This is a genomic window from Ruegeria sp. S84, assembly GCF_056583445.1.
The window spans coordinates 2,969,699-2,996,047 of record NZ_CM152618.1; the positions used below are offsets into that span (position 1 = coordinate 2,969,699).

The window sequence follows — 26,349 nt, forward strand, 5'->3', positions numbered from 1 at the left end:
AAAATCAGAAATTTGCTTCACCTAACCTAAGTCAAGTCGCGACTCGGTAGAATCCAATACCCCAAAGGCATAGCTTTCCGAGTCGGAGACTCCATGCCTGCCCTGATCCCTCTGCACAATCTCCCTGTACGCGCAACTCGCGCGGCATGTGGGTTGGCAGGCATATTCCTTCTGTTGTTGCAGGCCTTTGGACCGGTGCTGGCGAGTCCCGGTGAAAGTGTCTGGATGGAGATCTGTTCGGAAGGCGGCGCGGTCTGGGTTGAAGTTGATCTTGAGGAGGACACCGAAGACCCGACCGCGTACTGCCCAAAATGCGCCGATTGCGCGCTGTGCGCTGTCACCAGTGCAGCGCCCGCACCCGAGCTGGTGCAGATACCGCAAATCGGAAACTTCCGTGTTGTACAGCTTCAGAACAGCAAATCTTCCATGTTGTACAAGTCGCATAAGCTGTGGCCCGAAACCCGGGGACCTCCGCGCCCGACCCAAGAAACTGCTGAACGCGCCCTGCGCGCGTCCATGGCGTCCACCCTAAGTATAGGAGATGCGCCGTGGCCGTAAGTCGCGCAATCCATATAATGCTGGCCCTTGCCCTGTCCTGCCTGATGGCGATCAGTGCCCATGCCGACAGCCTCGCCAGCTTCCTGCCCGAGATTGAACCCGCCGATCTGGCCCCCGGTGCTGATGCCATTGGGCCGGTCCGCGATGACGTTCCGGTTGCACCCGTTCTGAAGGCCGGCGAGACCGTTGCCTGGGCCTTCCTAACCTCTGACTTCGTTGGCACCACCGGCTATTCCGGCAAACCGATCCATGTGGTCGCCGCCATCGATGATCAAGCGGTGCTAACCGGTGTGCAATTGGTCAAACACTCGGAGCCCATCGTTCTGATTGGCATCCCCAACGCGCGCATGGTTGAGCTGACCGAAGGCTATGCCGGTCTGGACTTGAAGGTTGAGGCTGAAACCGGCGGTGAGGGGCATGACCTCGATATCATCTCGGGGGCCACCGTCACGATCATGGTGATTGATGACAGTCTTGTGCGCGGCGGCATCAAGGTGGCGCGGGCGCTGGGGTTGGGCGGTTTGTCTCCGCTGCAGGCCGATGGGCCGAAACGCGAAGTCGATCTGGCGCAGGATGCGGTATACGACTGGAACACCCTGTCCGGCAACGGCTCGGTCCGGCGACTAACGCTGGATATCGGGCAGGTCAACGCTGCGTTCGAAGCCACCGGAGATCAGCGCGCCATCAAACGCCCTGAACCCGGCGAACCCGATGACACCTATATTGATATGCATATGGCGTTGGTATCCGTGCCGTCGATCGGCAAGTCGCTGCTGGGTGAGGCCGAATATCAAAACATGGTCGACTGGCTGGACGAGGGCGAGCAGGCCATTCTGGTGCTGGGGCGTGGGGCCTACAGCTTCAAGGGCTCGGGCTATGTCCGGGGCGGGATTTTCGACCGGATTCAGTTGATCCAAGGCGACAATTCGGTGCGATTCTTCGACAAGCAGCAGCGCCGGTTGGGCAAGGTTGCGGCACCCGATGCCCCAAGCTTCACGGAATTGGACATCTTCAAGATCCCCGCTGAGGCCGAGTTTGATCCGGCCGAGCCCTTCCGCCTGCAACTGTTGGCGCAGCGGGCTGTGGGCGCGGTTGAGAAGACCTTTCTGACCTTCGATCTTGGCTACAAACTGCCCGAGCAGAATCTGCTGCCCGTTACGGCCCCTGTAGTCGTCGATGACGCCACCGGCGAGGCAGCAGCCAAGGCCGCGCTTTGGAAACGCATCTGGAAGGATCGCACGGTTGAGATCGGGGTGCTGGGCGTCATGCTTTTGGTGCTGACGGCGACATTCTTCTTCCAGTTCCACGCCACCATGAACGCCCGCGTCTTCTATTGGTTCCGCATCGGATACCTGACCATGACGCTGTTCTTCATCGGCTGGTACGCCAATGCGCAGCTGAGCGTGGTGAACCTGATGGCGCTGGCAGGCAGCTTGCGCACCGGCTTCTCCTGGGATGCCTTCTTGCTGGACCCGTTGGTCTTCATCCAATGGTTCGCTGTCGCTGCCGCGCTGCTGTTCTGGGGTCGGGGTGCTTATTGCGGCTGGCTGTGCCCGTTCGGCGCGCTGCAGGAACTGACCAACAAGATCGCGCGGGCCTTCAAGGTGCCGCAATGGACACTGCCCTGGGGCCTGAATGAGCGGCTCTGGCCCGCGAAATACATGATCTTCCTCGTGTTGTTCGGGATCAGTTTTGTCTCGATCCCGCTGGCAGAAACCTATGCCGAGGTCGAGCCGTTCAAGACCGCGATCATTCTGAAATTCATGCGCGACTGGCCCTTCGTGGTCTTTGCGCTGACCCTGCTGGGGATCGGGCTGTTCATCGAACGGTTCTATTGCCGCTATCTCTGCCCCTTGGGTGGTGCGCTGGCGATCCCTGCCCGTATCCGCATGTTCGACTGGCTGCGCCGCTACAAGGATTGCGGCACCCCCTGTCAGACCTGCGCCAACGAATGCCCCGTTCAGGCGATCCACCCAACCGGTGAGATCAATCCGAACGAGTGCGTCACCTGCCTGCATTGTCAGGTGCTCTACCAGTCCGAGGACAAATGTCCCGTCGTTATCCGCCAGTTGAAACGGCGGGCCAAGACAGGGTCGGTTCAACCGAAAACCCCCTCGGACAACCACCGGCGAACCATCCGAACGCCAAACCGCAAACCGTTTCCTAAAAAGGAGGAACGATCATGTCGGAACACGATAAGAAACTGAACGTCACACGCCGCGGACTGCTGGGTGCATCTGCAACCGGCGCCGTGTTGGCCGGGACCGGTCTGGGCAGCACCCTGATGACCGCGAAAGAGGCCAGCGCCGCCGCCAATGCCGCGCTGGAGCCCGGCGAGTTGGACGAATATTACGGCTTCTGGTCCTCGGGTCAGACCGGCGAGGTGCGTATCCTCGGCGTGCCGTCGATGCGCGAGTTGATGCGCATTCCGGTATTCAACCGCTGCTCGGCCACCGGCTGGGGCCAGACCAACGAGTCGCTGAAGATCCTGACCGAAGGGCTGCTGCCAGAGACCAAGCAGTACCTGGCCGCCAATGGCAAAGTCACCTACGACAATGGCGACCTGCACCACCCGCACATGTCCTTCACCGATGGCACCTATGATGGCCGCTATCTGTTCATGAATGACAAGGCCAACACACGCGTCGCGCGCATCCGCTGCGACGTGATGAAATGCGACAAGATCATCGAAATCCCGAACGCGCATGACATCCACGGTCTGCGTCCGCAGAAATACCCGCGCACCGGCTATATCTTCGCCAATGGCGAACACGAGGCACCGCTGGTCAATGATGGCGAAATCCTCGACGATCCGTCGCAATACGTGAACATCTTCACCGCCATCGACGGTGATACTATGGAGATCGCATGGCAGGTGATGGTGTCGGGCAACCTCGACAACACTGACTGCGACTATCAGGGCAAATACGCATTCTCGACCTCGTATAACTCGGAAATGGGTATGAACCTGGCCGAGATGACCGAGAATGAGCTGGACCACGTGGTCGTGTTCAACCTGAAAGGCATCGAAGACGCGATTGCTGCTGGCAACTATCAGGAGCTGAACGGCGTCAAGGTCGTGGACGGGCGCAAAGAGGCAGGCGGTAACCTGACCCGTTACATCCCGATCCCGAACTCGCCGCACGGAGTGAACGCAGCACCCGACAAGAAACACATCATGATCAACGGCAAGCTGTCCCCGACCGTATCCGTGATCGATGTGGAAAAGGTCGATGCGCTGTTTGCCGACAATGCCGATCCACGCTCGGCCATCGTGGCGGAACCGCAGCTGGGTCTTGGCCCGCTTCACACCGCGTTTGATGGCAAAGGCAACGCCTACACCACCCTGTTCCTGGACAGCCAGGTGGTGAAGTGGGACATCGCCAAGGCCATCGAAGCCTACGGTGGTGCGGATGTTGATCCAATCCTCGACAAAGTGGATGTGCATTATCAGCCGGGCCACAATTCGACCTCGATGGGCGAAACGGCTGAGGCTGATGGCAAGTGGCTGATTTCGATGAACAAGTTCTCGAAAGACCGCTTCCTGAACGTCGGGCCGCTGAAGCCGGAAAACGAGCAGTTGATCGATATCTCGGGTGATAAGATGAAGGTGGTCCATGACGGGCCGACCTTTGCGGAACCGCATGACTCGATCCTCGTGCACCGGTCCAAGGTGAACCCGGTCAATGTCTGGGATCGCAACGACCCGATGTGGGAAGATGCCCGCAAACAGGCCGAGGCTGATGGTGTAGATCTGGAAGAGGGTGCCGAGGAGCCGATCCGCGATGGCAACAAGGTGCGGGTCTACATGACCTCGACCGCGCCGGTGTTCAGCCTTGAGAAGTTCACCGTCAAACAGGGTGACGAGGTAACGTTGTATGTCACCAACCTGGATGACGTGGATGACGTGACCCACGGGTTGTGTCTGTCGAACTTCGGCATCGCGATGGAGGTTGCGCCGCAAGCCACCGCGTCGGTCACCTTCATTGCCGACCGTCCGGGCGTGCATTGGTTCTATTGCCAGTGGTTCTGCCACGCGCTGCATATGGAGATGCGCGGCCGGATGTTCGTTGAGCCGCGGAGCGCATAACCATGCGTTGGTCCCTGCTCATACCGCTCCTGCTCGGCTCGCCCCTTTGGGCGGCGGATTGGGATGTGCCCAACCGGGCAGGGGCCATCAACGAGATACTGGCGCAGGCGGCGGATGGGGACACCCTCCGCCTGAGCCCCGGCGTTTACACAGAAACGCTGGTTCTGGACCGGCCCGTCACGATTGACGGGCTGGGACAGGCCACCATCGACGGACAAGGCGAAGGCAGCGTCATCACCGTGACCGGGCCGGGTGTGACGGTGCGCGGGCTGACGGTGATCGGATCGGGCTCGGACCATGACGGGATCGACAGCGGCATCCAGTTGACCAAGACGGCCCATGCGCCGGTGGTCGAAGACAATGTGCTGCTGGGCAATCTCTATGGCATCGACATCCATGGGGCCAAGGACAGTATCGTCCGGCGAAACCGGATTGAAGGGCGGCAAGACCAGCGCATGAACGAGCGTGGCAATGGCGTCTATGTCTGGAACGCGCCGGGTGCGGTGGTTGAGGACAACGATATCCGCTATGGCCGCGACGGAATCTTTGTAAACTCGTCGAAGAAGAACACCTTCACCGGCAACCTGTTTCGCGATCTGCGTTTTGCCGTGCATTACATGTATGCCGACAATTCGGTGGTCAGCGACAACGTCTCGATCGGCAATGATCTGGGCTACGCGGTGATGTTCACGACCAATGTGACCGTGGCCGATAACGTCTCGATCGGCGACCGCGAACATGGCGTCATGCTGAACTATGCCAACAAAAGCACCATCACCGGAAACGTAGTGAAAGGTGCCAAGGAAAAATGCACCTTCCTCTATAACTCGAACAAGAACGAGTTCACTGATAACTGGTTTGAGGGGTGCGGCATCGGCATCCACTTTACCGCTGGCAGCGAGCGCAACCGCATCGTTGGCAATTCATTCATCGGGAACCGGACGCAGGTGAAATATGTCTCGACCAAATGGGTCGAGTGGTCCGAGGACGGGCGCGGCAACTACTGGTCCGATTTCGCCGCTTATGATGTGGATGGCAACGGCATTGCCGATGCCCCCTATCGCCCCAATGACAGTATGGACCATGTGCTGTGGACCCAACCCTCAGCCAAATTGTTGCTCGGCTCCCCTGCCGTGCAGCTGGTGCGCTGGTCTCAATCGGCCTTCCCGGCGCTGTTGCCGGGGGGTGTGATGGACAGCAACCCATTGATGCAAGCCCCTGAACCCCCAGCTATGAAAAAGGTGCCTCATGACGGATAAGGCCCTGTCAATCGACCATGTTCTCAAGGACCGTGGAAAAACCCGCGTTCTTGACGATATCACCCTGTCTCTTGCCCCCGGTCAGCGCGTTGCGCTGCTGGGCCATAACGGTGCGGGCAAGTCGACGCTGATCAAATCCATCCTCGGCCTGACGCCGATCCATGGTGGCGCCATTCGGATCGGAGACGCCACCCCCGGCAGCGCGCAGGCGCGTCGCGAGACGGCCTATCTGCCTGAAGCGGTGTCGTTTCATCCCGCACTAACCGGGCGCGAGCAGTTGACCCTGTTTGCGCAGCTTTCAGGCGCAAAGGCCGACGTGCTTGGCCTGTTGGAGCGCGTTGGTCTAAGCGACGCATTGGACCGCCGGATCGGTACCTATTCCAAAGGCATGCGGCAACGTCTGGGTCTGGCGCAGGTGCTGTTGGGTCAACCGAAAGTGGCTTTGCTGGATGAGCCGACAAGCGGGCTGGACCCGATCTCGCGGCAGGACCTTTATGCCATCATCGACGAGCTGGCTGCCCAAGGCACAGCCGTTCTAATCGCCAGCCATGCGCTGACCGAGGTCGAGGCCCGTACTGATCGCATCGCCATCATGCGCAAGGGCCGGATGGTCGCTGATGACACCCTGAACAATTTGTCGGCTCTGGCCGGTCTGCCGATCCGCCTGAAGGTGCGCGCCAGTGCCAATCCTGATGTGCTGGCCGCCGAACTGGGTGGCAACCGGATCAATGGTGCATCCGTTGAATTGCTCTGCGCACCCGAAGACAAGATGGAGGCGCTGCGCCGGATCGCCGGGTTGGGCGACGCGGTGGCGGATGTGGAAATGACCCCGCCCAAGCTGGAAGACCTCTATCGCCACTACGCACAGGAGGATTTGCAATGACCCGCTTCCTCGCCATCACCCGCACTGAAATGCTGATCCTGCGCCGCAACCGCTGGCTGCTGGTCGCCACGCTGATCATGGTTCTGTTCGCCTTGGCGCTGACCTTTGCGGGCAGCGCACCAACCGGCACGTTGGGAGTCGACATGCTGACCGTTTCGGTGGCCTCGATGACCACGCTGTCGGTCTATCTTGCGCCGCTCTTGGCGCTGATGATCGCCTTTGACGCCATCGCCGGCGACGTGGATCGCGGCAGCCTGTCGCTGCTGCTGTCCTACCCGGCCGGGCGCGGAGAAATCCTGTTGGGCAAGTTCACCGCCCATCTGGCCGCGCTGGGTTTTGCCATGACCATCGGTTTCGGCACCGCTGGCGCAGTGGCCGCCTTCTTTGGCGGCGCGGGGCCGGAAAGCCTGATGGCTCTGGTCCGCCTGATCCTCACATCCATCCTGCTGGGCGCCGTGTTTCTGGCGCTGGGATACCTGCTGTCCGCTTTGGCAAAGGGGGCCACGGCGGCGGCAGGTTTGTCGGCCGGGCTCTGGCTGGTTTTTGTCGTCCTCTATGATCTGGGCCTGTTGGGGGCCGTCGTCATGGACAAGGGCGGCGCTTTCACCCAATCCGTCTTTCCATGGGTGATGGTGGCTAACCCGGCCGACGCTTTCCGACTATGGAACATCGCCGCAACGGAAGGCGTCGCGATAGCCTCGGGCATGACCGGAGCCGCGCAGGCCCTGCCGGTCTGGGCCGCGCCCGCCTCGCTGCTGATCTGGCCGGTGCTGGGCTTTGCCCTTGCGCGTCTCGCATTTCGGAGAGTTGAACCATGAGATACCTTGCCCTGATCGCTCTGGTCGCGTTGACGGCCTGCAAAGAAGAGGTGGCCGAGGCCCCCGACCCGGTTGATCTCACCCCGGATGCGCTGAGTTATTTCTGCCAGATGAACATCGCGGAACACGGCGGGCCCAAAGGGCAGATCCATCTGGAAGGCTATCCCGCGCCTTTGTTCTTTGCGCAGGTACGCGACATGCTGGCCTATCTGAAAAGCCCCGAACGTGATGCCAAGATCACCGCTGTCTATGTCAGTGACATGAGCGTCGCGCCCAGCTGGCGGCAACCGGGGATTTCCAACTGGATCGCCGCCGATGGTGCGACCTTTGTCGTCGGCGCCGATGTGGCCGGTGGCATGGGTGCGCGCGAAGTCGTGCCCTTTGGCGACCCCGCCGCGGCAGAGGCGTTCATTGCCGAATATGGCGGCGCCGCCCTGCCACTGTCTGATATTCCCGATGCCGAAGTGCTGGGCCCCGTCGATCTGGACCTCGCGCTGGAGACCCCCGCATGAACCTTCTGACCCGCCGCCGTTTCCTGGCCATCTCAGCCGCCTGCGCCGCCGTACCCGCCGCTGCTGGCAACGTCGCCCAATGGCGCGGTATCGCGCTGGGCGCACCCGCCAGCCTGAGGCTGGAAGGCTCAACCGACGCACAGGCCGCGCCGATCTTTACTGCGGTCGAAGCAGAGCTGAATCGGCTGGAGGATATATTCAGTCTCTACCGGACGCACTCGCAGATCAGTCAGCTTAACCGGATCGGCCACCTGGTCACCCCGGCGCCTGAGCTGCTGGAGGTGCTGAGCCTGTGTACCACGCTTCACGACGCTTCGGGCGGGGTGTTTGATCCGACGATCCAGCCCCTGTGGCTAGCACTCGCCAGTGGCGCGGCGGGGTCGCAGGTGAAACGTGCACGCCAGACGATTGGTTGGGACAAGGTTCACCTAAGCGCCGGTGAGATCCGCCTGCCGCAACCCGGACGCTCGGCGATTACCCTGAACGGGATTGCTCAAGGTGCGATCACTGACCGGATTGCCGCTTTGATGCGATCCTTCGATCTGCGCGATGTGCTGGTGGATATGGGCGAGGTCGCCGCCCTTGGCCAGCGGAGCAATGGCGAGCCGTGGCGCGTCGGGCTGGCCAAGCCCGACGGTGCTGTCGCCAAACGGATCACACTGCAGGACCGCGCCGTCGCAACCTCGGCCCCCGAAGGCACCATGCTGCAGGGCGATCAGGGGCATATCCTGAACCCGAAAGGGTTGGGTGCGCCCTATCAGGCTGTATCAATCTCAGCCTCGCAGGCAGCATTGGCAGACGGGCTCTCAACCGCCCTATGCCTGACCCCACGTGCCAAAGCAAACGCGCTGATATCGCGTTTTCCGGGCGCGCGTATCGAGATGAGTATCTGAGCGCGGGTAAGACTTGTCGTAAGAGGATGGTGCCTCAAGAGGGACTCGAACCCCCGACCTTGTCCTTACGAAGGACCTGCTCTACCAGCTGAGCTATTGAGGCGATGCGGAAGCTCGTTTAACGGCAGCGCGCGGGTCATGCAAGCGTGGATTGCCGGGCCGGTGCGCGGTTGACCACTACGCATTCATCCCGCATCCTGACGCCAACATGATCCGCCCGGCGGGTTACGGTGGTTTATCAGATATTTGGCAAGGTCATTTGGATGTCCGGGAATTCGCAGAAGTCTTATGTGCTAGACACCCACCGGCTGCGCGACCCGGAAGAGACCCTGGCCATCGTCAAACCATTCCTCAAGCAGATGGGCATAACCCGGATCGCCAACCTGACGGGACTGGACCGGGTTGGATTGCCGACAGTGATGGTGACGCGGCCAAACTCGCGCTCGGTCGCGGTGTCGCTGGGCAAGGGGCTGTCGCTGAGCGCAGCCCGGGCTTCGGGCGTGATGGAAGCGATTGAATCCTGGCACGCAGAGCGGATCGAACTGCCGCTACGGCTGTCCAGCTTTGCTGATCTGGCGGTGGAGTATGTGGTCGATGCCGACCGTCTGCCCAGCGTCACCGGCGGACAGTTCGACCCTCATCAGGCGATACTGTGGGTGCTGGGGCGCGATCTGCCCTCGGGCCAGCCCTGCTGGGTGCCGTATGAGATGGTGGACACCGATTATACCACCTCGCCCGTGGCTGGGCAGCGGGCGTTTCCGCGAACGACAAACGGGCTGGCGTCCGGCAACAACCTGACCGAAGCCAGTTGCCACGCGATCTGCGAGTTGATCGAGCGTGACGCCACAACGCTGTGGCACCACCGGGGCGCAACCCCGCGTGTTGATCCCCTTACAGTGGACGACCCACGTTGCCTTCAGGCGATGGAACAGATTTCTGCGGCGGGGCTGGATTTGGGAATCTGGGACACGACCTCGGACATAGGCATCGCCAGCTTTCGCTGCGCGATATGTGAGGGCGGAGGCACGACGGGCCATATCGGCATCGGCGACGGCTGCCACCCGGATCGCGCCATTGCCCTACTGCGGGCGCTGACCGAAACGGCGCAAACACGGCTGACCTATATCTCAGGGGCGCGCGATGATCTGGACCCGGAAGAGTTCTCAGACACTGCCCGGAACTGGCGCAGCGGATACATCCGCGAACTGATCGATGGCTCGGCGCCCATCGGTGATTTCACCGAATGCCCAACCTACGTGACCGGATCGTTCACGGATGACCTGTCTTTGTTGCTGGCGCGCCTGTCCGAGGCAGGCATAGATCAGGTGGTCACTGTTGATCTGTCGCGACCCGAAATTGACATCGCAGTGGTGCGCGCGGTGATACCGGGCTTGGAAGCGCCCCATGACGATCCCGACTTTGTCGCAGGCCCCCGTGCGCGAGCGGTGATGTCATGAGTGTGGTTGTTTTTGTCGGGCCGACGCTACGGGCCGAAGCCGTGCGCGAACATCTGAACGCCACTATCCTACCCCCGGTTCAGCAGGGCGATGTGTATCGGGCAGTGCGGGAAAAGCCGCGTGCGATCGGGATTATAGACGGGTATTTCGACGGGGTGCCCTCGGTCTGGCACAAGGAAATCCTGTGGGCCTTGGAGCAAGGTATACCGGTCTTTGGCAGTGCCAGCATGGGTGCGCTGCGCGCGGCAGAGTTGGCGGATTTCGGGATGATCGGGATCGGCCAGATTTTTGAGGGTTACCTGAATGGTGCCATCGAAGATGATGACGAGGTGGCGGTGCTGCACGGCCCTGCCGAGCTTGGCTTTCCACCGCTGAGCGAGCCTATGGTCTCGATCCGCGCCACCATTGCGCAAGCCAAGACAGCGGGTGTGTTGTCGTCAGAGACGGGCGACGCGTTGCAGCAAAAGGCGAAAGACCTGCACTACCGTGACCGGGTTTGGGATCGCATCCTTGAGGGCGCTACGGACCCGCAACCCTTTCAACGATGGTTGCCCGAGGGGCAGGTGGATGCGAAAGGGGATGACGCCCGCGCGATGCTGGCTGAGATGGCCCACTTTCTGAATGCTGGAACGAATGTGTCAGACGCACATCGCACCGAACGGACGCTGGTCTGGCGTGACCTCTGCGCCCGTGTGGATGGGGAAGCCGCACAACAGGATAGCGAGGCGCGGGCGCTAGTGGATGAGCTGCGGCTTGATCCGGTTCTCTACGCGCATCTGCGTGATCGCGCAGCGTTAGGCTTGCTGTCTAAGGACGAGACCCGCCGACAGGGGTTGGACCCGGATAAAGACGCCGTGGTCAAGCAGATGACCGAACATCGGCAGGAGGCCCGGCTACCCCGCCATGCGGATTTGCTCGAATGGCTGGAAGAAAATGACCTGACCCTTGTGCAGTACGAGGCGATGCTGGCCGACAAATCCCGTGTCGATATCGCAATCCAAACGCTGGCCGAGACAATGGATGCCGCTTTGCTGGCCGAGCTTCGACGCTCGGGCGACTACAGCGCGTTGCGCGACCGGGCCCAGCGCAAAGCGGCGCTGCCGCTGGACCCGAGCAACGCCGCAATTCGAACGCGTGCCTTGGTCTGGTATTTTGAAACACGTCTTGACCAGAGGGTGCCGGATGATCTTGACTCCTACGCGATCGGGCTTGGCCTTGAGGGGCGCGATGCCTTGGTCGATCTGATTGAAGCCGAGTTCCTGTTTTGCCACACCAGCGGCGATCAGGTTGATCAAGAGCCAGGCTTGGCAACAGGTCTGCGCGCAGGCGGATAACGGGAGGGAAAAATGGCAATCTGGCCCGACTATTCAGAGAATGACCCCCCGGCACGCGGTTCTTACTATATCCGCAATCGCCCTTTTTAGAGCCGAATTCCAAGCCCGAACTGGTCGAAATATCGGCCCCGCAAGGGACCATAGGCCCAGGCCCATCGGGCCCCCGCATGTATGCGATGTACCCGGTCGACAAAACGACCCCCTATGGCGCGATGATCGAGGGTGAAGACGGCCCCGAGATGTATCTGCCCGCATGGGACGGCTATATCCTGCCGCCGCCCGAGCCCGATGAGTTTGGCAATTTCATCCATATCGATCCCGAGGACCCGGCCTTTGAAGCCGCCCATCTGTTCGGAGCGGCCCATTTCACCATGGATGTGTGGGAGGGCTATTTTAATCGCCCGATCCCCTGGCATTTCGCGCGTGATTTCGAGCGGCTTGAGCTATCGTTGCTGCCAAGTCTAGATAACGCGCATATCGGTTGGGGATTTCTGGAAACCGGTGGCACCCGCGATATCGGTGACGAATACCGCCCCTACAGCCTGAACTTCGATGTGGTCGCGCATGAGATCGGCCATGCCATCATCTACAGCGTAGTTGGCATGCCGTCCGAAGAGGATGCAACCGGTGAATATTACGGGTTCCATGAATCGGCGGCCGATATGGTGGCGCTGCTGGCATCGCTGCATTTCGGCTCGGTCGTGGATGAATTGCTGAAAAACACGCGCGGCAACCTTTATACCTATAACCGGCTGAGCCGCTTTGCCGAGCTGTCGCAGAACTCGCAAATTCGGATCGCCGCCAATGACCGGACGCTTTCTGAATTCTCGCATGGATGGTCCAGCGAACACGCCCTGTCGGAACCACTGACCGGGGCGATGTTCGATATTCTGGTCGATATCTACCACGAACGACTGGTAGCACATGACGTGATCGACCCGGAGATGGAGGAGCTCTCGGACGAGTTGGAAGGAACCGACGAATACAATGCGATCATGCAGGACCTGTTCGACGAACATTACGCAGCCGACCCCGAAGGCTTTCGGGTCGCCCTGATCGAAGCGCGTGATTTGCTGGGGTCCTATCTTGCAGATGCGTGGGAGAAACTGGACCCCGATATGCTGAGCTACTTCGGCGTTGAACGCGCCTTGGTCATGGTCGATCACGAGGTCACCGGCGGCGCATTCCGGCAGATTATCGAAGGCAATTTCCGCATGCGCCACATCGGATTGACAGCGCCCGGCCCCCGTTTGACCAAGCCCGACGGCACGAGCCATGCCGCGTCGGTTCGTACGCTGTCACCCGAGGTGAATGAACCTTAAAGTCTTTGTTTTTCCCCCGCTATTGTGGCAGGTTACGCGCACGGGGTGATAATAGTGACATTCAACGCGCACTGAATGCGCAAACCGGGACAGGCGAGGCAATCGGCAGCGTCGACCCCCGATAGGGAGAAAGTGATATGTCTGAGTCCTTACTCAGTTTTTCCGAGGTATTACTGTTTGGGCGAGAGTTAAGTGATTTAAAACTGAAACAACGCTCGGTCCGGTTGGCCGAAGAGGTTGAGGAAGACTACGACTTCAGTAAGAAATTCACCAAAATCGACGGCGTACATGTCCGGGAAGACGATCGCGTTCTGGTCCAGGTCGGGGATGCGGCAAACGAAAAGTCCGGCATCTACAAGGTCATCAAGGACGGCGACAAGTTCAAGTTCGACAAGCGGAAGAAGGTTCCGCACGACTCGTTTGTCTACATCCGTCGCGGACGTCAGTTCAAACATACCCACTGGCAGCAGATCGCGAACCGTCACTCGGAGCAGCTGTTCATCGAACAGGATGGCCGCCGGAGGGGTCGTGGCGTCAATAATTTCATCGGGGACCAGTTCGGAGGCGATGCACGGCTGGCCCGCATTTACGGCTTCGCCTATGACGGCACCTATTACGAGATGCCAGAACCCACGATCTTTCTGGTGCATGGCGAAGGCGAGAGCGCGACGGGTGGCAACCTGCCCCATGGCTTCAAGCTGCAGACCAGCAATGACGCTAACGCGCCGGACACCACGCAACAGGCCGCACGCGCGCCGATGAACCCCTCGGTTTCGGGCGTTGCGGCAGCGGATTACCAGATGGCTAATGATATTCGCGTCTGGAACTACGATCAGGCCGATTACACCATCCGCATGGATATCGCAGCCGGTCAGATCGAAGACGTGCTGCTGGACGTCTATTTTGAGTATGACGCACCGATGATGTCCGGAGCCAAGGTCTCGGGCGCCAAGGTGAGCGGGGCCAAGGTCTCGGGCGCGAAGGTCAGCGGGGCCAAGGTGTCCGGTGCTAAGGTGTCAGGTGCCAAAGTCAGCGGCGCAAAGGCACGTGGTGAATAGGAAGGCTGAAATCATCCTGACCGATTGACGTTTGGTTTTATTCCAACGTCTGCTTTGGGTTGGCGGGCCATTTATGCCTGACCCGCCATCCCTTTCGAAGATCAGAACTTGCCGTTTTCGTGCGCCATTTCGGCTGGCGTAGGCGAAACGACGTCCCAATGTTCAACGATCTTTCCATCTTCGACTCGCCATAGGTCGAAGAAGGCCCAAGGGTTCCCGCTGACGGTGGCATCTGAGGCGACAAAGACAAAGTTGCCTTCGGCCACCACAATCTGCGGCTCGAATTTGGTGATCACATTCCCCTGCTCTGCCCAGGCTTTGGTGCCCTCGATCAGGCCATCGATCCCATCGGCAAGCATTGGATTGTGCTGCATATAGACCTCGGAATACATCGGAGCTTTCTCGGGCGCGGCACCGCCCAGAACGTCACGCACAAACCCCAGAACCAGCGCCTTGTTTTCTTCTGTTTTCTCAAGATCGGTGATCTCGGTCGGCCCATCTGTCATGCCACGGCCCGACACTGTTGTTTCGGGAACGGGCTGCAAATTGTCCCAATGTTCAGCAACTTTGCCATTCTCGACGCGGAATATGTCAAAGGCGGCGAGGGTCGGTGCACCAAAAGCGTCCGCGTTGTCGAACGTGCTGTGCAATACAACCATATCGCCCTCGGTGATGACCCGGTGGGTAGTTGCAGTCATCCCGGATTGTTCGACCAAAGGGATCAGGCCGGCCAGGCCTTCGGCTCCGGTCGGGACTTGCGGGTTGTGCTGAATTTAGTCCGGGGTAACGAGCTGTAGCGCTGCCTCCGGATCATGTTCAGCAAAGGCAGCCGTAAAAAGTGCGATTACAAGTTCTTTGGGGGACATGTTGATTTCCTGTGATTCGTATCTACTGGATACGTGGTAGCAAGTCCATACTACATTTCAATTACGTACTTTAAAATGACCTGGTATGCTTGAGGCTACTGCCTGAATTTTCAGGGAGTTGTACCGAAGCTAAGGTAACGCTATTGTGCGATTAAGTTTCGAAACAATACCAGAGACTGAGATGCTACCAATTGGTGTTGCCAACAAGGCAGAAGCTTCCAACTGCTCAATCCGTTCCGTACTGTCCAATGTGACGGGCAAATGGCGGATGATCATCATTCTTGCGCTGGAAGATGAGCCGAAACGCTTTGGCGATCTCAAGCGCTGTATCGGAGACATCACACAAAGTGTGTTGACCGAAAACCTGCGCGGATTGCAACGTGATGGCTATTTGACCCGCACCGTCGATCCCGGACCGCCAGTGGCAGTGTCTTATGAATTGACACCTTTGGGCCGAAGCCTGCTTGAAATGCTGAAACCGCTTGTCTTCTGGTCGCATGAGCAGATGGATGAAGTCAGGCGACTACGCATGCAGTTCGACCGCGAACAGGCGAGTTGATTTTTATAGGCGAGATCGGGCAGCAGCTCAGAACCCGGCCTTTTTGAGCCCCTCGACAAAATGCTGCGTGTCGTCGGACAGGCGGTCTGGCTGAACCTTGGCCCAGCGCGACAATGAGAAATTGGGATGCGCTGCGCGGTGTTTGTCGGCGATCTGGCGGGCCATTTCCAGCTCGCCCTTATGGGCATAGCTGGCAGCCAGCACGCGCTGCCCCTCGGTCGGGTTGTTCATCTTGTTCACGCATGAGATCACGTCGTCATAGCGTTTGAGATTGTAATAGGCCCCGCCCAGATGCCACAGGTACTGATCGGGGAAATAGGGGTTCAGGCGCATCGCCTGCTGCAGATGTTTGATGGCGGTTTCGTTGTCGCCCCAATGGGCCAGCGCATCGGCGTAGTCCGAATGCATGTCCGCATCGTTGGGGTTAAGCTGCAGGGCGCGTTTGTAGGATTCGATCGCCGAGTCATGCTCTTTACGATAAAGCTGCACATAGCCCAGCTCTCCAAACCCGCGCGCGTCTGTGGGGTCAAGCTCCACCGCGCGCTGAGCCAGCGACAGGGCCTTGTCCAGCGCGCTGTTTGGGTCTTCGGTCCATGAATAGCGCCAATCGATGTTGAGCGTGCGTGACAGCGCCGCCGCGGCCCGTGCATACCCGCCGTCGCGCTCAAGCGCGGATTCATAGCAATGCTGCGCCTTGCGGTTGTCGTTGCGGGTATATTTGAAAATATGGTGCTGCCCCTGCAGAACCGAACCATAAGCCCGCAGATCTGAAGGGATTGCCTGCACCATGCGCAGCTTTTCATGCGACTCGATCATGACTGCAGTGGCGGCAACGATGCACTCGGTCACCTCATCCAGGATGTCGAAGATATCATCGAGCTTACGGTCGAACCGTTCACCCCAGATGGTGCGTTCGGTGTTGGCGTCAATCAGCTCGGCCGTGATCCGGATACGACTGGACGAGCGTCGCACACTGCCGCGCGCGATATAGCGCACGTTCAGACGCCGAGCGGCCTCTTGCGGCGACATCGACTGGGTCTTGAAGAAGAACGAGGAATTCCGGGCAATGATGAACAGGTTCCGGAACTTGGACAGGTTCATGATGATGTCGTCGGTCAGCCCTTCGGCGACCCAGCTGTCATCTTCATCCCCGCCTTGGCTAGTAAAGGGCAGCACCGCAACCGACGGGTTATCGGGCCTTTCAAGCACTTCCAGCTGCATCTCAGGACGTAGGGTTGCGGCCATTGTTGCACCCTCGACCTCGGTTCGGACACAGTAGGTCGCGACCGGAGACATAATGTTCTTGAGCTGCTTGGGACCGAGGAATTCATAGCCATAGCGCAGGCGGTTACGGATCTGTTCATAGACGGCTGCGCTGACATAAACCCGTTCTGGCTCGGCAATCTCCTGCAGGCGGGCAGCGATATTGACGTTGTCACCATGGATACCGCGTTCGTCCATCAGAACTTCGCCCATGTGAACGCCAGCGCGGAATTTGATGTTGTGCTCATCATCGCGCGCCTGATTATGTTCCGCAGCGATCCGATGCAGTTCGATGCTGAACTCTACTGCACTGGTCGCCGTGTCGAATAAGGCAAGGATGCCGTCACCGCGCACTTCGATGATTTTGCCCTGATACTTTGAGCAAGCCGATTCAAGCTGCGAAAGCAAAGACTTCAACGCGTTATACGTATCCATCTCGTTCTCGCTCATCAGGCGGGAATAGCCGACAACGTCGGCAAAAAGCACCGCGCCTAATTTCTGTTTTATTGATGCGTCCGAACCGGTCGTGTTCACTGGCAATACTCAATTGTGTTGTCATGTCGAATCCGACAGGACTGTTTTAGCAAAAAATGACTCAGAATACGTAACATTTTAGGTATCTGCACCGGAATCGGGGGGCCAAGACCACCCAGAGGCATCAAAACTGACCACTGTTTGGGTGCCTAACTCCTGCGCGAGCACCTCTCGACGCGCGATCCAGTCCTGCTGCAACATGCCGACGACAACCATGTCATGGAACTGCCCATCCGCGAACCAGGCTTGACGCATCGTGCCCTCGATCTCGCAGCCGATTCGCTGGATCAGATCGCGGCTGCTGTGATTGTCGGCCCGGTAATACGAGGTGATACGGTTCAGCCCCAATTGCCGGAATGCGAAATCCAGCATCAGCGCAACCGAACGCACCGCCACGCCATGTCGACGGATGGATTTGTCGACAAAAACCGGAACCACCGCATCCCTGTTGACGCTGGAAATTGCTTCAAGCCCGGTCATCCCCACCAGATCACCACTGTCAGATTCGATTGCGAACCAGCATTTGCAGCAGTCCTTTGAGGCGTTTATCGCGTCTTCCCAATTTTGCTCGGTCTGTACCAGGTTCTGCGGAATGCGCGACGTACGGTCGAACAGGGCCAGGTCATGGATATCCTGAAACCAGCGCGCAACTGTTCCCAGATCCGCCTTTTCCAAAGGGCGCAATCTGAACAACCGGGGTGAGCTATCGGGCAAGAGAAAATATCCTCCGAGTACAATTCTGAAAATCTATTCGCGGGATACTAGCACGAAAATTTCAGAAACAATAAGAGGTTGTTCACACAACGCGGCCGTAGGCCGCTACCCGCTGAACGGGTGCAGCCGACAAACTTGTAATGGGTGGCAGGTCGTAAAGAAGCGTTACGATCAATCAGCGGTTTTCAGCGCGAATAAGGAAGATGTTGCGCAGGTAGATGGACAGGCCCATCGACTGACCCAGAATAAAGACCGGGTCACGGCGATAGATCGCATAGCTCAGCAGGATAAGCCCGCCGCCGATCGAAAGGTACCAGAACGCCATCGGGATGACGGATTTCTTGGCGCGCTCGGACGTGATCCATTGCACGATAAACCGGGCGCTGAACATCAGCTGACCGGCCAGACCGATAAAGACCCAGAGCGCCTCGGTCGGGCTGTCGACATGCAGGATTTCCAGAATGGTTTCTTTCATGACCGGGACGCCTCGGTTGCGGAAACGGATTTGGCGCGGCGGGTCAGCCAGACGACGCCGAACAGATCCCAGATGCCGACCATGGCCCGCCCGAAATTGGTGTATTTGGATTCGCCCGACAAACGCTGCTGATGCGCCACATCCACCAGCGCGATATTCCAGCCATAGGCCTTAAACAGGGCGGGCAGATAACGGTGCATATGATTGAAAAAGGGCAGATCAAGGAAAGCCTGCCGTCGGAACGCTTTGAAACCGCAGCCGGTGTCACGTGTGCCGTCTTTCAGCATCCAGCCCCGCAGTGCATTGGCAAAGCGCGAGGCAAGCTTCTTTGACGCAGTGTCTTGCCGGCCAACCCGTTGCCCCGCTACCAGGCCAATCGAGGCATCACCACCCGACACCAGCGGCGCCCAAATCTTTGGCAGTTCTTCCGGCGGGTTCTGTCCGTCGCCATCCAGCGTACAGCAGATATCCGCGCGTGCTTCCTTGACGCCGGAATGCACGGCAGCACTTTGGCCACCGGCCGTTTTGTGCTGCAGGATGCGCAGTTGCGGACAGTCTTTCTGCATCTGTTGCAGCGCCGCAAAAGTGCCATCGGTCGATCCATCATCAACCGCGACAATCTCGAACGCGGGCAATTCGGCCGCAGCAGCGCAGATGCCCTGGATAAGACCAGGAACAGCCCCCTGTTCGTTATGCATGGGAATCACGATCGACACAGTGGGTCGATTGTCAGCGTTGGCATCATGATCAGCATGCATAGTGGATAGCTTTACTTGTTTCAGTCTCAGGGCTTTTGCGGGATCAACGGCGAAAATTCAAGTGGCCACCGCATCGCAGGCCAACATCTGCGCAACTTGTTGGGGCATTGTTCAGCGATGGGGCGGATTGCACCGTGTCTCCTATTCAGGGGCGGGCGTGACGCCGGTTGCTGACCAATAGACCAAACCCTCAACCGCAGTTGTCTGCGTCTCAAGCCCGATCAGGTCAGGTGCCAGCTCAGACAACTCACCCTCCGAACAGAGCCCTCGCAGAGGGCCGGTGGTATAGCCGAACCTGTCGAGGTATTTGTGCAGCTCCAGCCGTCTGAGATAGACAAAGCGCCTACCGTTGGAAGCAAAGACCGATGCGGCCCCGGGTGGTACGCGCAACTTGCGGTCATAGGCGCAGAGCAGCAGGGTTTCATCCGGTTGCAGCATTGCACCCAAAGGGGTCAGAATCTCGGCCTCGGGCACGCCCAAACGCACGCGACCCTTGCCCAGATCGGTGGCATCGCGGTCATAGAACAGGCCGCCTGCAACAAAGACCAGACCCAGCGCGGCCACCATCCCGGCCCAGCGCAGGCGCTCGACCGAAAACAACAAACCGGTTGCGGCGACCATCAGCATCGGCAGGATCAGCAGGGTGTAGCGTGCATAAACCTTGCCGGCTGCGGCCCACATCATGATGACGAAGAACGCGGCTATCCCTGTTGCAGCAAGAAGTCTGGGCCGCTTTTGCAGAAATGGCAGAGCGCAGATGCCGACAAAACCCAGCAGCCGCAACCACGGCTCGCCCGCGATGATCAGATCATAGAGCTTCCCGAAGCCGCGATCGCTGAGCGATGGGCGAAAACGATCCAGCATCTCGCCTTTGATGTTGCCATCTAGCGAGTCGCCAAAGAGGAACCGAAGCTCTTGCAGGATCGGCCAGGCGAAGGCCAGCGGGATCGCAATCTTGAGCGTCCGGCGAAACGTTCTGTTCTGCCAGATCTCGCTGAACGGTTCCGTCTGCCATCTGTTGGTCAACTTCAGCGTCAGTAGTGCCAGCGCCAGAAAGGCCAGCGGGGTTGGGCTTTTCTGCAAAGCGGCCAACACCAGAGTTGCGCCGAAATAAGGCCAGTATTTCGGCTTTTCCAATGCTGCCAGCAGGGCTGCAGTTCCAAGGGTCGAAAAGAAAACCGCACCGGTATCAAGCATCGCGGATGTGGCGTGTTGCCAGAACTGAAGCGACGTGGCCACCAGCAGGACCGAAGGCAGCATGGCCCAGGGGCTGTCCGGGATCATCACCCGCGCCAGTACGGCCGTTGCCATCAGCGCGCCCAGCGCAAAGATCATCGAAGGCAGGCGCAAGGCCAGAATATCGGATACGCCAAACTCCATCAGCAGTGCAGACATCCAATACTGCATGGGCGGTTTTTTTAGGCTAGGTTCGTTGTTGGAATAAACCGCCAGCCAGTCCCCATTGCGCGCAAAGCCTGTACTGCGGTCATAAGTGTAAAATTCATCGTAGTGATAGATGTTCCCAACACCCAGATCAGTCAGATACCAGGACCAGACCAGGACCATCACCAATGCGGTGACGAAGTAAGGAAGCAATCTTAGCCAATTTGGGGAGGTACCGGTCATGCTTTCCGTGGTCCTATCGCGTCATAGAAATATGTGGTGTTGATCCCGCCGGGCCTTGTTTGAAACTGCCGCGCGTCGCGCTCCCATTATTGCGTCGCCCGTCCAAGAGCAAGAAGTTTAGAAGGGCGACCGCGCTTGTCAGACTGCAGGCTCGGCCTCGTCGGGCAACATCAGGCTCAGCTCACCCTCTTTGAAGCCATCGAAGGACAAGTCCCAGCTGGCACCGGGCCAAAGCAGTTGCAACTGCTTCTTCGCAGGCCGATAGACCGCAGTATAGAGCGTGCCGAAACCTGATCTGAAAGCCGTTGAATAAAGCGGCGGACGCAGGAACGCATCGATAAACCGCTTCTCGCTTTCCGGGTGCTGGTTGAGACGGTTGAGCAAGAACCTTTCGCGTTCCACGGTGGCCGTAAAGCGCGCATGGGTGGACCATTCGACATGGCCCTGATGGTTTGTCGCCACTGGTTGGTCCGAGATTTGCGGGTGCCGGTCCGGGGCAAGGTACACCGTGCTGTGATTGTGTTTCGCATCCAGAACGGTGACGTTATAGCTCATATGACAAGGGATGCGGCAAAGGCAGTCAACCGCTTGCGCAGTGGTCTCGCAGGTTTGAAGGACATAGCGCAGGATCAGCGGCACGCCAAAGCCGTCGCCGACCTCGCGCCGCCCGCCAAAGGTGAGCGAGACCGTCAGACCGGCATCGTTGATGCCATCAAGCAGACCCAGAACGCCGTCGCTCATCCCGATGATCCCGCGCCCGCCCCATTGGGTTTTCAGCAGAGCGGCGTCAAAGGTTTTTGGATGGTAGTCGTAATTGCGCACCAGAAACGGTGTCTTGCCACGCCAAATCGCCTGGCTGCAGCCCGAAAGATATTTCGGCGGGCAGTAAAAGCTGAGAAACCGTGCCTGGCTGTCGCTGCCGCCGACCAGTTCGACGATCTCTTCGTACAGCGGCAAAATCTCGGGCATGTGTTTTTGCAGGGCGCGTAGACATTCGCGATAGGTGGGGCGGGCCGAATACCCCTCTTGCGCCCACCATTTGCGGTAGGCGGGCCAGTATTCGGCAAACAGCCCGGCCAGCTTGGGACCGGGCTGCGCTTCGTCAATTGAGCGAAAAACAAGCGCCATGGGGCTTTCTACATAATTTTGAAGGCGGGGTCTTCCATCGGCTGTGCCGCGGGCAGCGGTTCAGCCGTATAAGCCGAAGTGATCCCATGAATCCACTTCTTCGATTTGTCCGTCAGTTTGAAGCCCTTGGTCATTGACCGCCCACGCGTTACCAGAATTCCGAGGTCAGCGCCTTCATAGCGGTAATCACCGACATTCGAAATACGCAGGAAGAACGCTTCGTTCTCGCCCACCGCGCGGCGGTGATAGTCGAACCGGTCGAACACAACGCGGCCATCTTCCAGCATCTTGTAGATGCCCGATTGTGGGGCCTGCGTGATCCGGTCGACACTGTCATCGGTGTGTTTGATTACCATTTGCGACCAGCTGTCGATCATGTCCGGATCCGCCCAGCGGGCATTCAGTTCCTCGACATCCAGCTCGAAGGGCTTCTTTGAAAACTCAAGCAGATGGAACAGAAACAGTGGCGCATCAGCGTGCGCAAAGGCCGCGTGGTTGGTCATCGAACTGGCGCCAGTGATGCGGGGGTTCAGTTCACCCAGCCACAGCTCATCGGTTTTCTTGTCGATCAGGAAGTCGAGTTCGAAATAGCCGCGATAGCCGGATTTCCGCAGTTCTTCACCGAACTGGAACGTCAGCTGCCGGGCCTGTTCGCGGGCCTTAGGTGGGAAAGCGGTTGAGAAAATCTCATTCCCGCACCAGCCGCCGCGATAGGGGGTAAGTTCCTTGAAGCCCACAAGCTCAGTCATCAGCGGGCCAACGATGGTACCCTCCGAGGTCGCACAGGCCTCGATCGCCGCCCCGCGACAGTCGATCCGCTTCATTATCTTGATCTCGCCTTCGCCGATGATCTCGTCTTTGTGCTTGTTGAAATCGGCCTCGGACTTGATGAAAAACGTCGTATGGCCACTGTCGCCGAAGGCGGATTGTAGCACCAGATCATTCCCCAATCCGGCCTTTTCGCAGATCTTTTTCAGGTGATCATAGCTTTTGACAACGCTCAGCGTGTTGGGCACCGAAGGCACACCCGCCTTATTGCCGATACGGACAGTTTCGATCTTGTTGTCACATTTGGTGCGCAGCTTGGCTTTGGGGAACCACAGCTGACCGCCCAGCTCCTTGACCAGCTTCTCAGTCGTCTCGTCGAACATCAGGAAGACAAACTTGGGCTTGCCACCGCGCCGCTTGACCAGGTCGATGACCTCTTTGTGCTGCAGCAGATAATTGTTGATGTCTTCGATGGACTGAAACTCATCATGCGGCATTTCCGAAGGCACAAACACGTTCGGATGTCGCCCGTCAAAGCAATCCATGTAGCAGATATAGGTGAAGTTCATCACCCATTCATCCAGTCCCAACAGATTGAAATTGGTCGCCGATACAAAATAGATCGGGTCCTTGTTGGTGTGAAAATACCGGCGAATTTCCGAGATGTTCTTCAGTACCTTTTTTGGCATATTTGTTGTCCTCCCTGACCCCTTAGGGGTTCTTTACTGACTTCAAAGCGTCTTCGGTAAAAATACGCAGGCCCAGATCGGCACGGAATCCATGGATTTCCGAGACGTCCAGTTCCTGCATGAATTTGAGGATTTCGGGGCTGATCACCTGCCCCGGTACCAAAATGGGAAAGCCCGGCGGATAGGGAATCACGAAGGTGGCCGAGACCATCTCTTCCCCGGCTTCGAGCCGTTCCAACATCTCCTTGTCGGGTTCGACATAGTCGCAATTGTCTTCGTCATAGGACAGGAAAAACGCCGTACGGATGTCACCGGCTTCGGTACCTGCTTCACAGCGGAACGCATCGTGGAACCGACTAAAATCGGGCAGAGGTGGGACGTGTTCGCTCAGATTCCTGACGCGCTTTTCAAAGGCCCGTTTTTCCATCTTCGAGGCATCGTCCATCAGATCGTCGAGTTCCTTGGCGATCTCGACCAGCACCTCGATCAGATAGGCGACCGAACTGCGCGTGGTCCCGATATTGGTCATGAACAGCACGGTATTGCGTGAGGTCTTGTTGATCTGGATGCCGTATTTATCCATCAGGATCTTGGTCTTGAACGTATCCCCATCCCAGCCCGTGGCGCCCACATGCAGCGTGATGCGGGTGGCATCCAGAACAAACTCGTCCTTGGCCCAGCAATCCCAAACATCGGCCCATCCCTGATCGGGATCGAAATAGCTGGTCATGCCGCTTTCGCGATATTGCTCGGGGATCATGTCGCCCGCCGTGACCAGCTTGAAATACTTTCTGAGCAGCGGATGGGTCGTCACGGCCCGGCGAATTGCCATCGCGCTTTCGACCTGCCGCTGGACGAATTCGTATCCTTCAATCTCAACCTGTCTGCGCCCAACATCCAATGAGGCGATGATCTGATAGTTGGGCGAGGTCGAGGTGTGGGTCATATAGGCCTCGTGAAACGCCTCTTCTACCGCACCTTTGAACTGCTGGTCATTGACGTGGATCATCGAACCCTGCCGCAGCGCGGTCAGCGTTTTATGCGTCGACTGCGTCGCATAGACCCTAACGCGTGCATCGGGCGGCGCGATCAGGCGAGTGTTCAGCAGGGTCTCATCATCCGCGCCCTTCAGTTCCTCCTGCTGGGCGGCATAAGCCTCGGCATGCTCAGGAGTACGGAATTGTTCGCGCAGGATATTGGCCGATCGCATTGCGGTACGTACGCGCGAGTTCGGGGCAAAGCGCGCATAGCCGAACCAGGCCTCATCCCACAGGAACACAAGGTCCTTTTTGATCGCCAGACATTCCTGCATCACCCGCTGCACGTTGTAGACGATGCCATCGAATGTGCAGTTGGTCAGCAGCACCATGCGAACCTGATCCAGCTTGCCTTCGGCCTTCAGGGTCAAAAGCTTGTGCTTGATCTCTCGGATCGGTACTGCGCCGTACATCGAGTAATCATGCAGCGGATAGCTGTCCATATAGACCACGCTCGCCCCCACCAGCACCATGCCGTAGTGGTGCGATTTGTGGCAGTCGCGGTCGATCAGCACGATATCTCCGGGCCGTACCAGCGCCTGCACAACGATCTTGTTGCAGGTCGAGGTGCCGTTAGTCGCAAAAAACGTCTGTTTAGAGCCGAATGCGCGTGCGGCAGCCTCCTGCGCCTCTTTTATTGGACCTTTGGGTTCCAGCAGAGAATCCAGCCCGCCCGAGGTGGCCGAAGTTTCCGCCATGAAGATATTTGACCCGTAGAACGCCCCCATGTCCTGAATCCAGTGGCTGCGACTAATCGATTTACCCCGGCTGATCGGCATTGCGTGGAACACGCCCGTGGGCTGTTTTGAGTATTCCTTGAGCGCCGTGAAGAACGGCGTCTTATAGCGCCGCTGCACTCCGCGCAGGATGTTCAGGTGCAATTCCAGAAAGTCTTCCTGATTGTAGAATACCCGCCGGCACAGGCCCAGATCGAGCCCCGCGATATCCTCGGCAGAGCGATCGGTAATTAAATAGGCGTCCAGCTCGGGGCGCAGCATGCCGATCCGGCGGCAGGTTTCAGGACCGTATTCCGAGGGGGACAGCGCATCTAGATCGGCGCCCTCGCCATAGAGACTGATATAGCGGCCCAAAACATTGGTTTCGTTCTTGGACTTCAGGCTAAGGCCCGGGCGAACAATGACCGCCTGTACATTCTGGTTGAACAGAACCCCGATCAGCGCATCCTCGACACTGGGAACGACAACGGTTTCATAGATGAACGGATCTTCGCTGCGGCGCATCCGTTGCAGGCTGGTTTGCAGGAACCGTTCCTGATGTTCGTTGACCTTGTCAACGATCATCACCTCGAAATAAGGGCGGCCCAGCGCGCGGGCTTCATGGCTTTGGGTGGACTCGTCCTCGAACTCATCAACCTCGGTCTCATCCGCGATCAGCGGGATCGAGCGGCGACGATAGGCCCCTGAGGTCAACGCCCGCGACACCCGGCGCACGGCGGTTGAGAAATCGCCAAAGTTTCCATGGTCCAGCAAACGACGCAGATAGTCGAACGCCGATCCGCCCGGAAAAGCGAAATACACCTCGATCGGGGCCAGCGCCTGCAGCAACTGCCGTGCCCGGTCCCGATCTTTTTCGTTACCGCCCTGATCCAGGGACTCGGCCGTTTCCCGCAGCGCGCTCCACCGGTCTGCCCTCAATTGCGAGGCGCTGTAGTAGTCCGAGATGGTGTGGAGCTTTTCGCTATCGGAAATGCCGTGCATGAAATTTTTCCTTTCTGCCGATACCGAAAA

General features: G+C 58.6%; 21 protein-coding genes, 1 tRNA gene and 1 pseudogene. 13 read left to right on the top strand and 10 right to left on the bottom strand.

All coding sequences use genetic code 11. The features are described 5' to 3' along the window. The first annotated feature begins 93 nt into the window (after nt 1-93). The 8 genes and pseudogenes from AC1DFB_RS14985 (at nt 94) to AC1DFB_RS15020 (ending at nt 9,013) form a co-directional block, all read left to right on the top strand. Nucleotides 94-558: a DUF2946 family protein gene (locus AC1DFB_RS14985; protein ID WP_480921580.1), complete on the top strand. Its 465-nt coding sequence runs from the start codon at nt 94-96 to the stop codon at nt 556-558. A 17-nt stretch (nt 559-575) separates the two neighbouring features. Then, nucleotides 576-2,725 (top strand): annotated as a pseudogene (locus AC1DFB_RS14990) (4Fe-4S binding protein). A 15-nt stretch (nt 2,726-2,740) separates the two neighbouring features. Next, on the top strand, nt 2,741-4,648 hold the full coding sequence (gene nosZ / locus AC1DFB_RS14995; protein WP_170398107.1) for a TAT-dependent nitrous-oxide reductase: 1,908 nt from the start codon (nt 2,741-2,743) through the stop codon (nt 4,646-4,648). Between the two features lie 2 nt (nt 4,649-4,650). Further along, nucleotides 4,651-5,907, top strand: coding sequence for a nitrous oxide reductase family maturation protein NosD (locus tag AC1DFB_RS15000; RefSeq protein ID WP_170408070.1), 1,257 nt, complete (start codon nt 4,651-4,653; stop codon nt 5,905-5,907). After that, nucleotides 5,897-6,790 carry an ABC transporter ATP-binding protein gene (locus tag AC1DFB_RS15005; RefSeq protein WP_170398101.1) on the top strand — a complete coding sequence of 298 codons (894 nt, stop codon included), beginning with the start codon at nt 5,897-5,899 and terminating at the stop codon, nt 6,788-6,790. Before AC1DFB_RS15000 ends, AC1DFB_RS15005 begins: the two co-directional genes overlap by 11 nt. Then, nucleotides 6,787-7,608, top strand: a complete 822-nt coding sequence (locus AC1DFB_RS15010) for an ABC transporter permease (protein ID WP_170802490.1) — start codon at nt 6,787-6,789, stop codon at nt 7,606-7,608. The genes AC1DFB_RS15005 and AC1DFB_RS15010 overlap by 4 nt, the downstream gene beginning before the upstream one ends. After that, complete coding sequence (locus tag AC1DFB_RS15015) at nt 7,605-8,120, top strand: nitrous oxide reductase accessory protein NosL (RefSeq protein ID WP_170425503.1); 516 nt, start codon at nt 7,605-7,607, stop codon at nt 8,118-8,120. The genes AC1DFB_RS15010 and AC1DFB_RS15015 overlap by 4 nt, the downstream gene beginning before the upstream one ends. Next, complete coding sequence (locus tag AC1DFB_RS15020) at nt 8,117-9,013, top strand: FAD:protein FMN transferase (protein ID WP_170802489.1); 897 nt, start codon at nt 8,117-8,119, stop codon at nt 9,011-9,013. The genes AC1DFB_RS15015 and AC1DFB_RS15020 overlap by 4 nt, the downstream gene beginning before the upstream one ends. A 27-nt stretch (nt 9,014-9,040) precedes the next feature. Here the strand turns inward: AC1DFB_RS15020 and AC1DFB_RS15025 are convergent. After that, nucleotides 9,041-9,116: transfer RNA gene (locus tag AC1DFB_RS15025), tRNA-Thr, on the bottom strand. Between the two features lie 160 nt (nt 9,117-9,276). On the opposite strand from AC1DFB_RS15025, the gene AC1DFB_RS15030 reads away from it, so the two are divergent. The 4 genes from AC1DFB_RS15030 to AC1DFB_RS15045 all read left to right on the top strand — a co-directional run bounded on the left by AC1DFB_RS15030 (nt 9,277) and on the right by AC1DFB_RS15045 (nt 14,184). Continuing rightward, entirely contained in the window at nt 9,277-10,470 is a 1,194-nt protein-coding gene (locus AC1DFB_RS15030) for a YcaO-like family protein (RefSeq protein WP_480921581.1), read from the top strand. Further along, the gene (locus tag AC1DFB_RS15035) at nt 10,467-11,804 is read left to right on the top strand and encodes a TfuA-like protein (RefSeq protein WP_480921582.1); all 1,338 of its coding nucleotides are present in this window, start codon (nt 10,467-10,469) and stop codon (nt 11,802-11,804) included. Before AC1DFB_RS15030 ends, AC1DFB_RS15035 begins: the two co-directional genes overlap by 4 nt. Nucleotides 11,805-11,971: 167 nt before the next feature. Beyond that, on the top strand, nt 11,972-13,126 hold the full coding sequence (locus tag AC1DFB_RS15040; RefSeq protein WP_480921583.1) for a gluzincin family metallopeptidase: 1,155 nt from the start codon (nt 11,972-11,974) through the stop codon (nt 13,124-13,126). Nucleotides 13,127-13,263: 137 nt separating this feature from the next. After that, nucleotides 13,264-14,184 (top strand): pentapeptide repeat-containing protein, encoded by a 921-nt coding sequence (locus AC1DFB_RS15045; RefSeq protein ID WP_170397991.1) that lies wholly within the window; start codon nt 13,264-13,266, stop codon nt 14,182-14,184. 101 nt (nt 14,185-14,285) lie between these two features. Here AC1DFB_RS15045 and AC1DFB_RS15050 read toward each other — a convergent pair whose 3' ends face one another. Continuing rightward, on the bottom strand, nt 14,286-14,900 hold the full coding sequence (locus tag AC1DFB_RS15050; protein ID WP_480921584.1) for a nuclear transport factor 2 family protein: 615 nt from the start codon (nt 14,898-14,900) through the stop codon (nt 14,286-14,288). Between the two features lie 331 nt (nt 14,901-15,231). Here AC1DFB_RS15050 and AC1DFB_RS15055 point away from each other — a divergent pair, with 331 nt between their 5' ends. Then, nucleotides 15,232-15,609: a winged helix-turn-helix transcriptional regulator gene (locus AC1DFB_RS15055; RefSeq protein ID WP_170397987.1), complete on the top strand. Its 378-nt coding sequence runs from the start codon at nt 15,232-15,234 to the stop codon at nt 15,607-15,609. A 27-nt stretch (nt 15,610-15,636) separates the two neighbouring features. Here AC1DFB_RS15055 and AC1DFB_RS15060 read toward each other — a convergent pair whose 3' ends face one another. From AC1DFB_RS15060 to AC1DFB_RS15095, 8 genes are all read right to left on the bottom strand, one after another. Beyond that, nucleotides 15,637-17,406: an adenylate/guanylate cyclase domain-containing protein gene (locus AC1DFB_RS15060; protein WP_170407986.1), complete on the bottom strand. Its 1,770-nt coding sequence runs from the start codon at nt 17,404-17,406 to the stop codon at nt 15,637-15,639. A 78-nt stretch (nt 17,407-17,484) separates the two neighbouring features. Next, complete coding sequence (locus tag AC1DFB_RS15065; RefSeq protein WP_170514276.1) at nt 17,485-18,120, bottom strand: GNAT family N-acetyltransferase; 636 nt, start codon at nt 18,118-18,120, stop codon at nt 17,485-17,487. Between the two features lie 175 nt (nt 18,121-18,295). After that, complete coding sequence (locus AC1DFB_RS15070) at nt 18,296-18,595, bottom strand: lipid-A-disaccharide synthase N-terminal domain-containing protein (protein ID WP_039542759.1); 300 nt, start codon at nt 18,593-18,595, stop codon at nt 18,296-18,298. Further along, nucleotides 18,592-19,293 carry a glycosyltransferase family 2 protein gene (locus AC1DFB_RS15075; RefSeq protein ID WP_480921585.1) on the bottom strand — a complete coding sequence of 234 codons (702 nt, stop codon included), beginning with the start codon at nt 19,291-19,293 and terminating at the stop codon, nt 18,592-18,594. Before AC1DFB_RS15075 ends, AC1DFB_RS15070 begins: the two co-directional genes overlap by 4 nt. A 201-nt stretch (nt 19,294-19,494) precedes the next feature. Then, a complete protein-coding gene (locus AC1DFB_RS15080) occupies nt 19,495-20,979 on the bottom strand; it encodes an ArnT family glycosyltransferase (RefSeq protein WP_480921586.1) in 1,485 nt (494 codons plus the stop codon). 138 nt (nt 20,980-21,117) lie between these two features. Beyond that, nucleotides 21,118-22,107 (bottom strand): C45 family autoproteolytic acyltransferase/hydrolase, encoded by a 990-nt coding sequence (locus tag AC1DFB_RS15085; RefSeq protein ID WP_170514267.1) that lies wholly within the window; start codon nt 22,105-22,107, stop codon nt 21,118-21,120. An 8-nt stretch (nt 22,108-22,115) separates the two neighbouring features. After that, the gene (locus AC1DFB_RS15090) at nt 22,116-23,564 is read right to left on the bottom strand and encodes a biotin carboxylase (protein ID WP_170407976.1); all 1,449 of its coding nucleotides are present in this window, start codon (nt 23,562-23,564) and stop codon (nt 22,116-22,118) included. A 22-nt stretch (nt 23,565-23,586) separates the two neighbouring features. Next, nucleotides 23,587-26,319 (bottom strand): aminotransferase class I/II-fold pyridoxal phosphate-dependent enzyme, encoded by a 2,733-nt coding sequence (locus AC1DFB_RS15095; RefSeq protein WP_480921587.1) that lies wholly within the window; start codon nt 26,317-26,319, stop codon nt 23,587-23,589. Nucleotides 26,320-26,349: the final 30 nt, after the last annotated feature.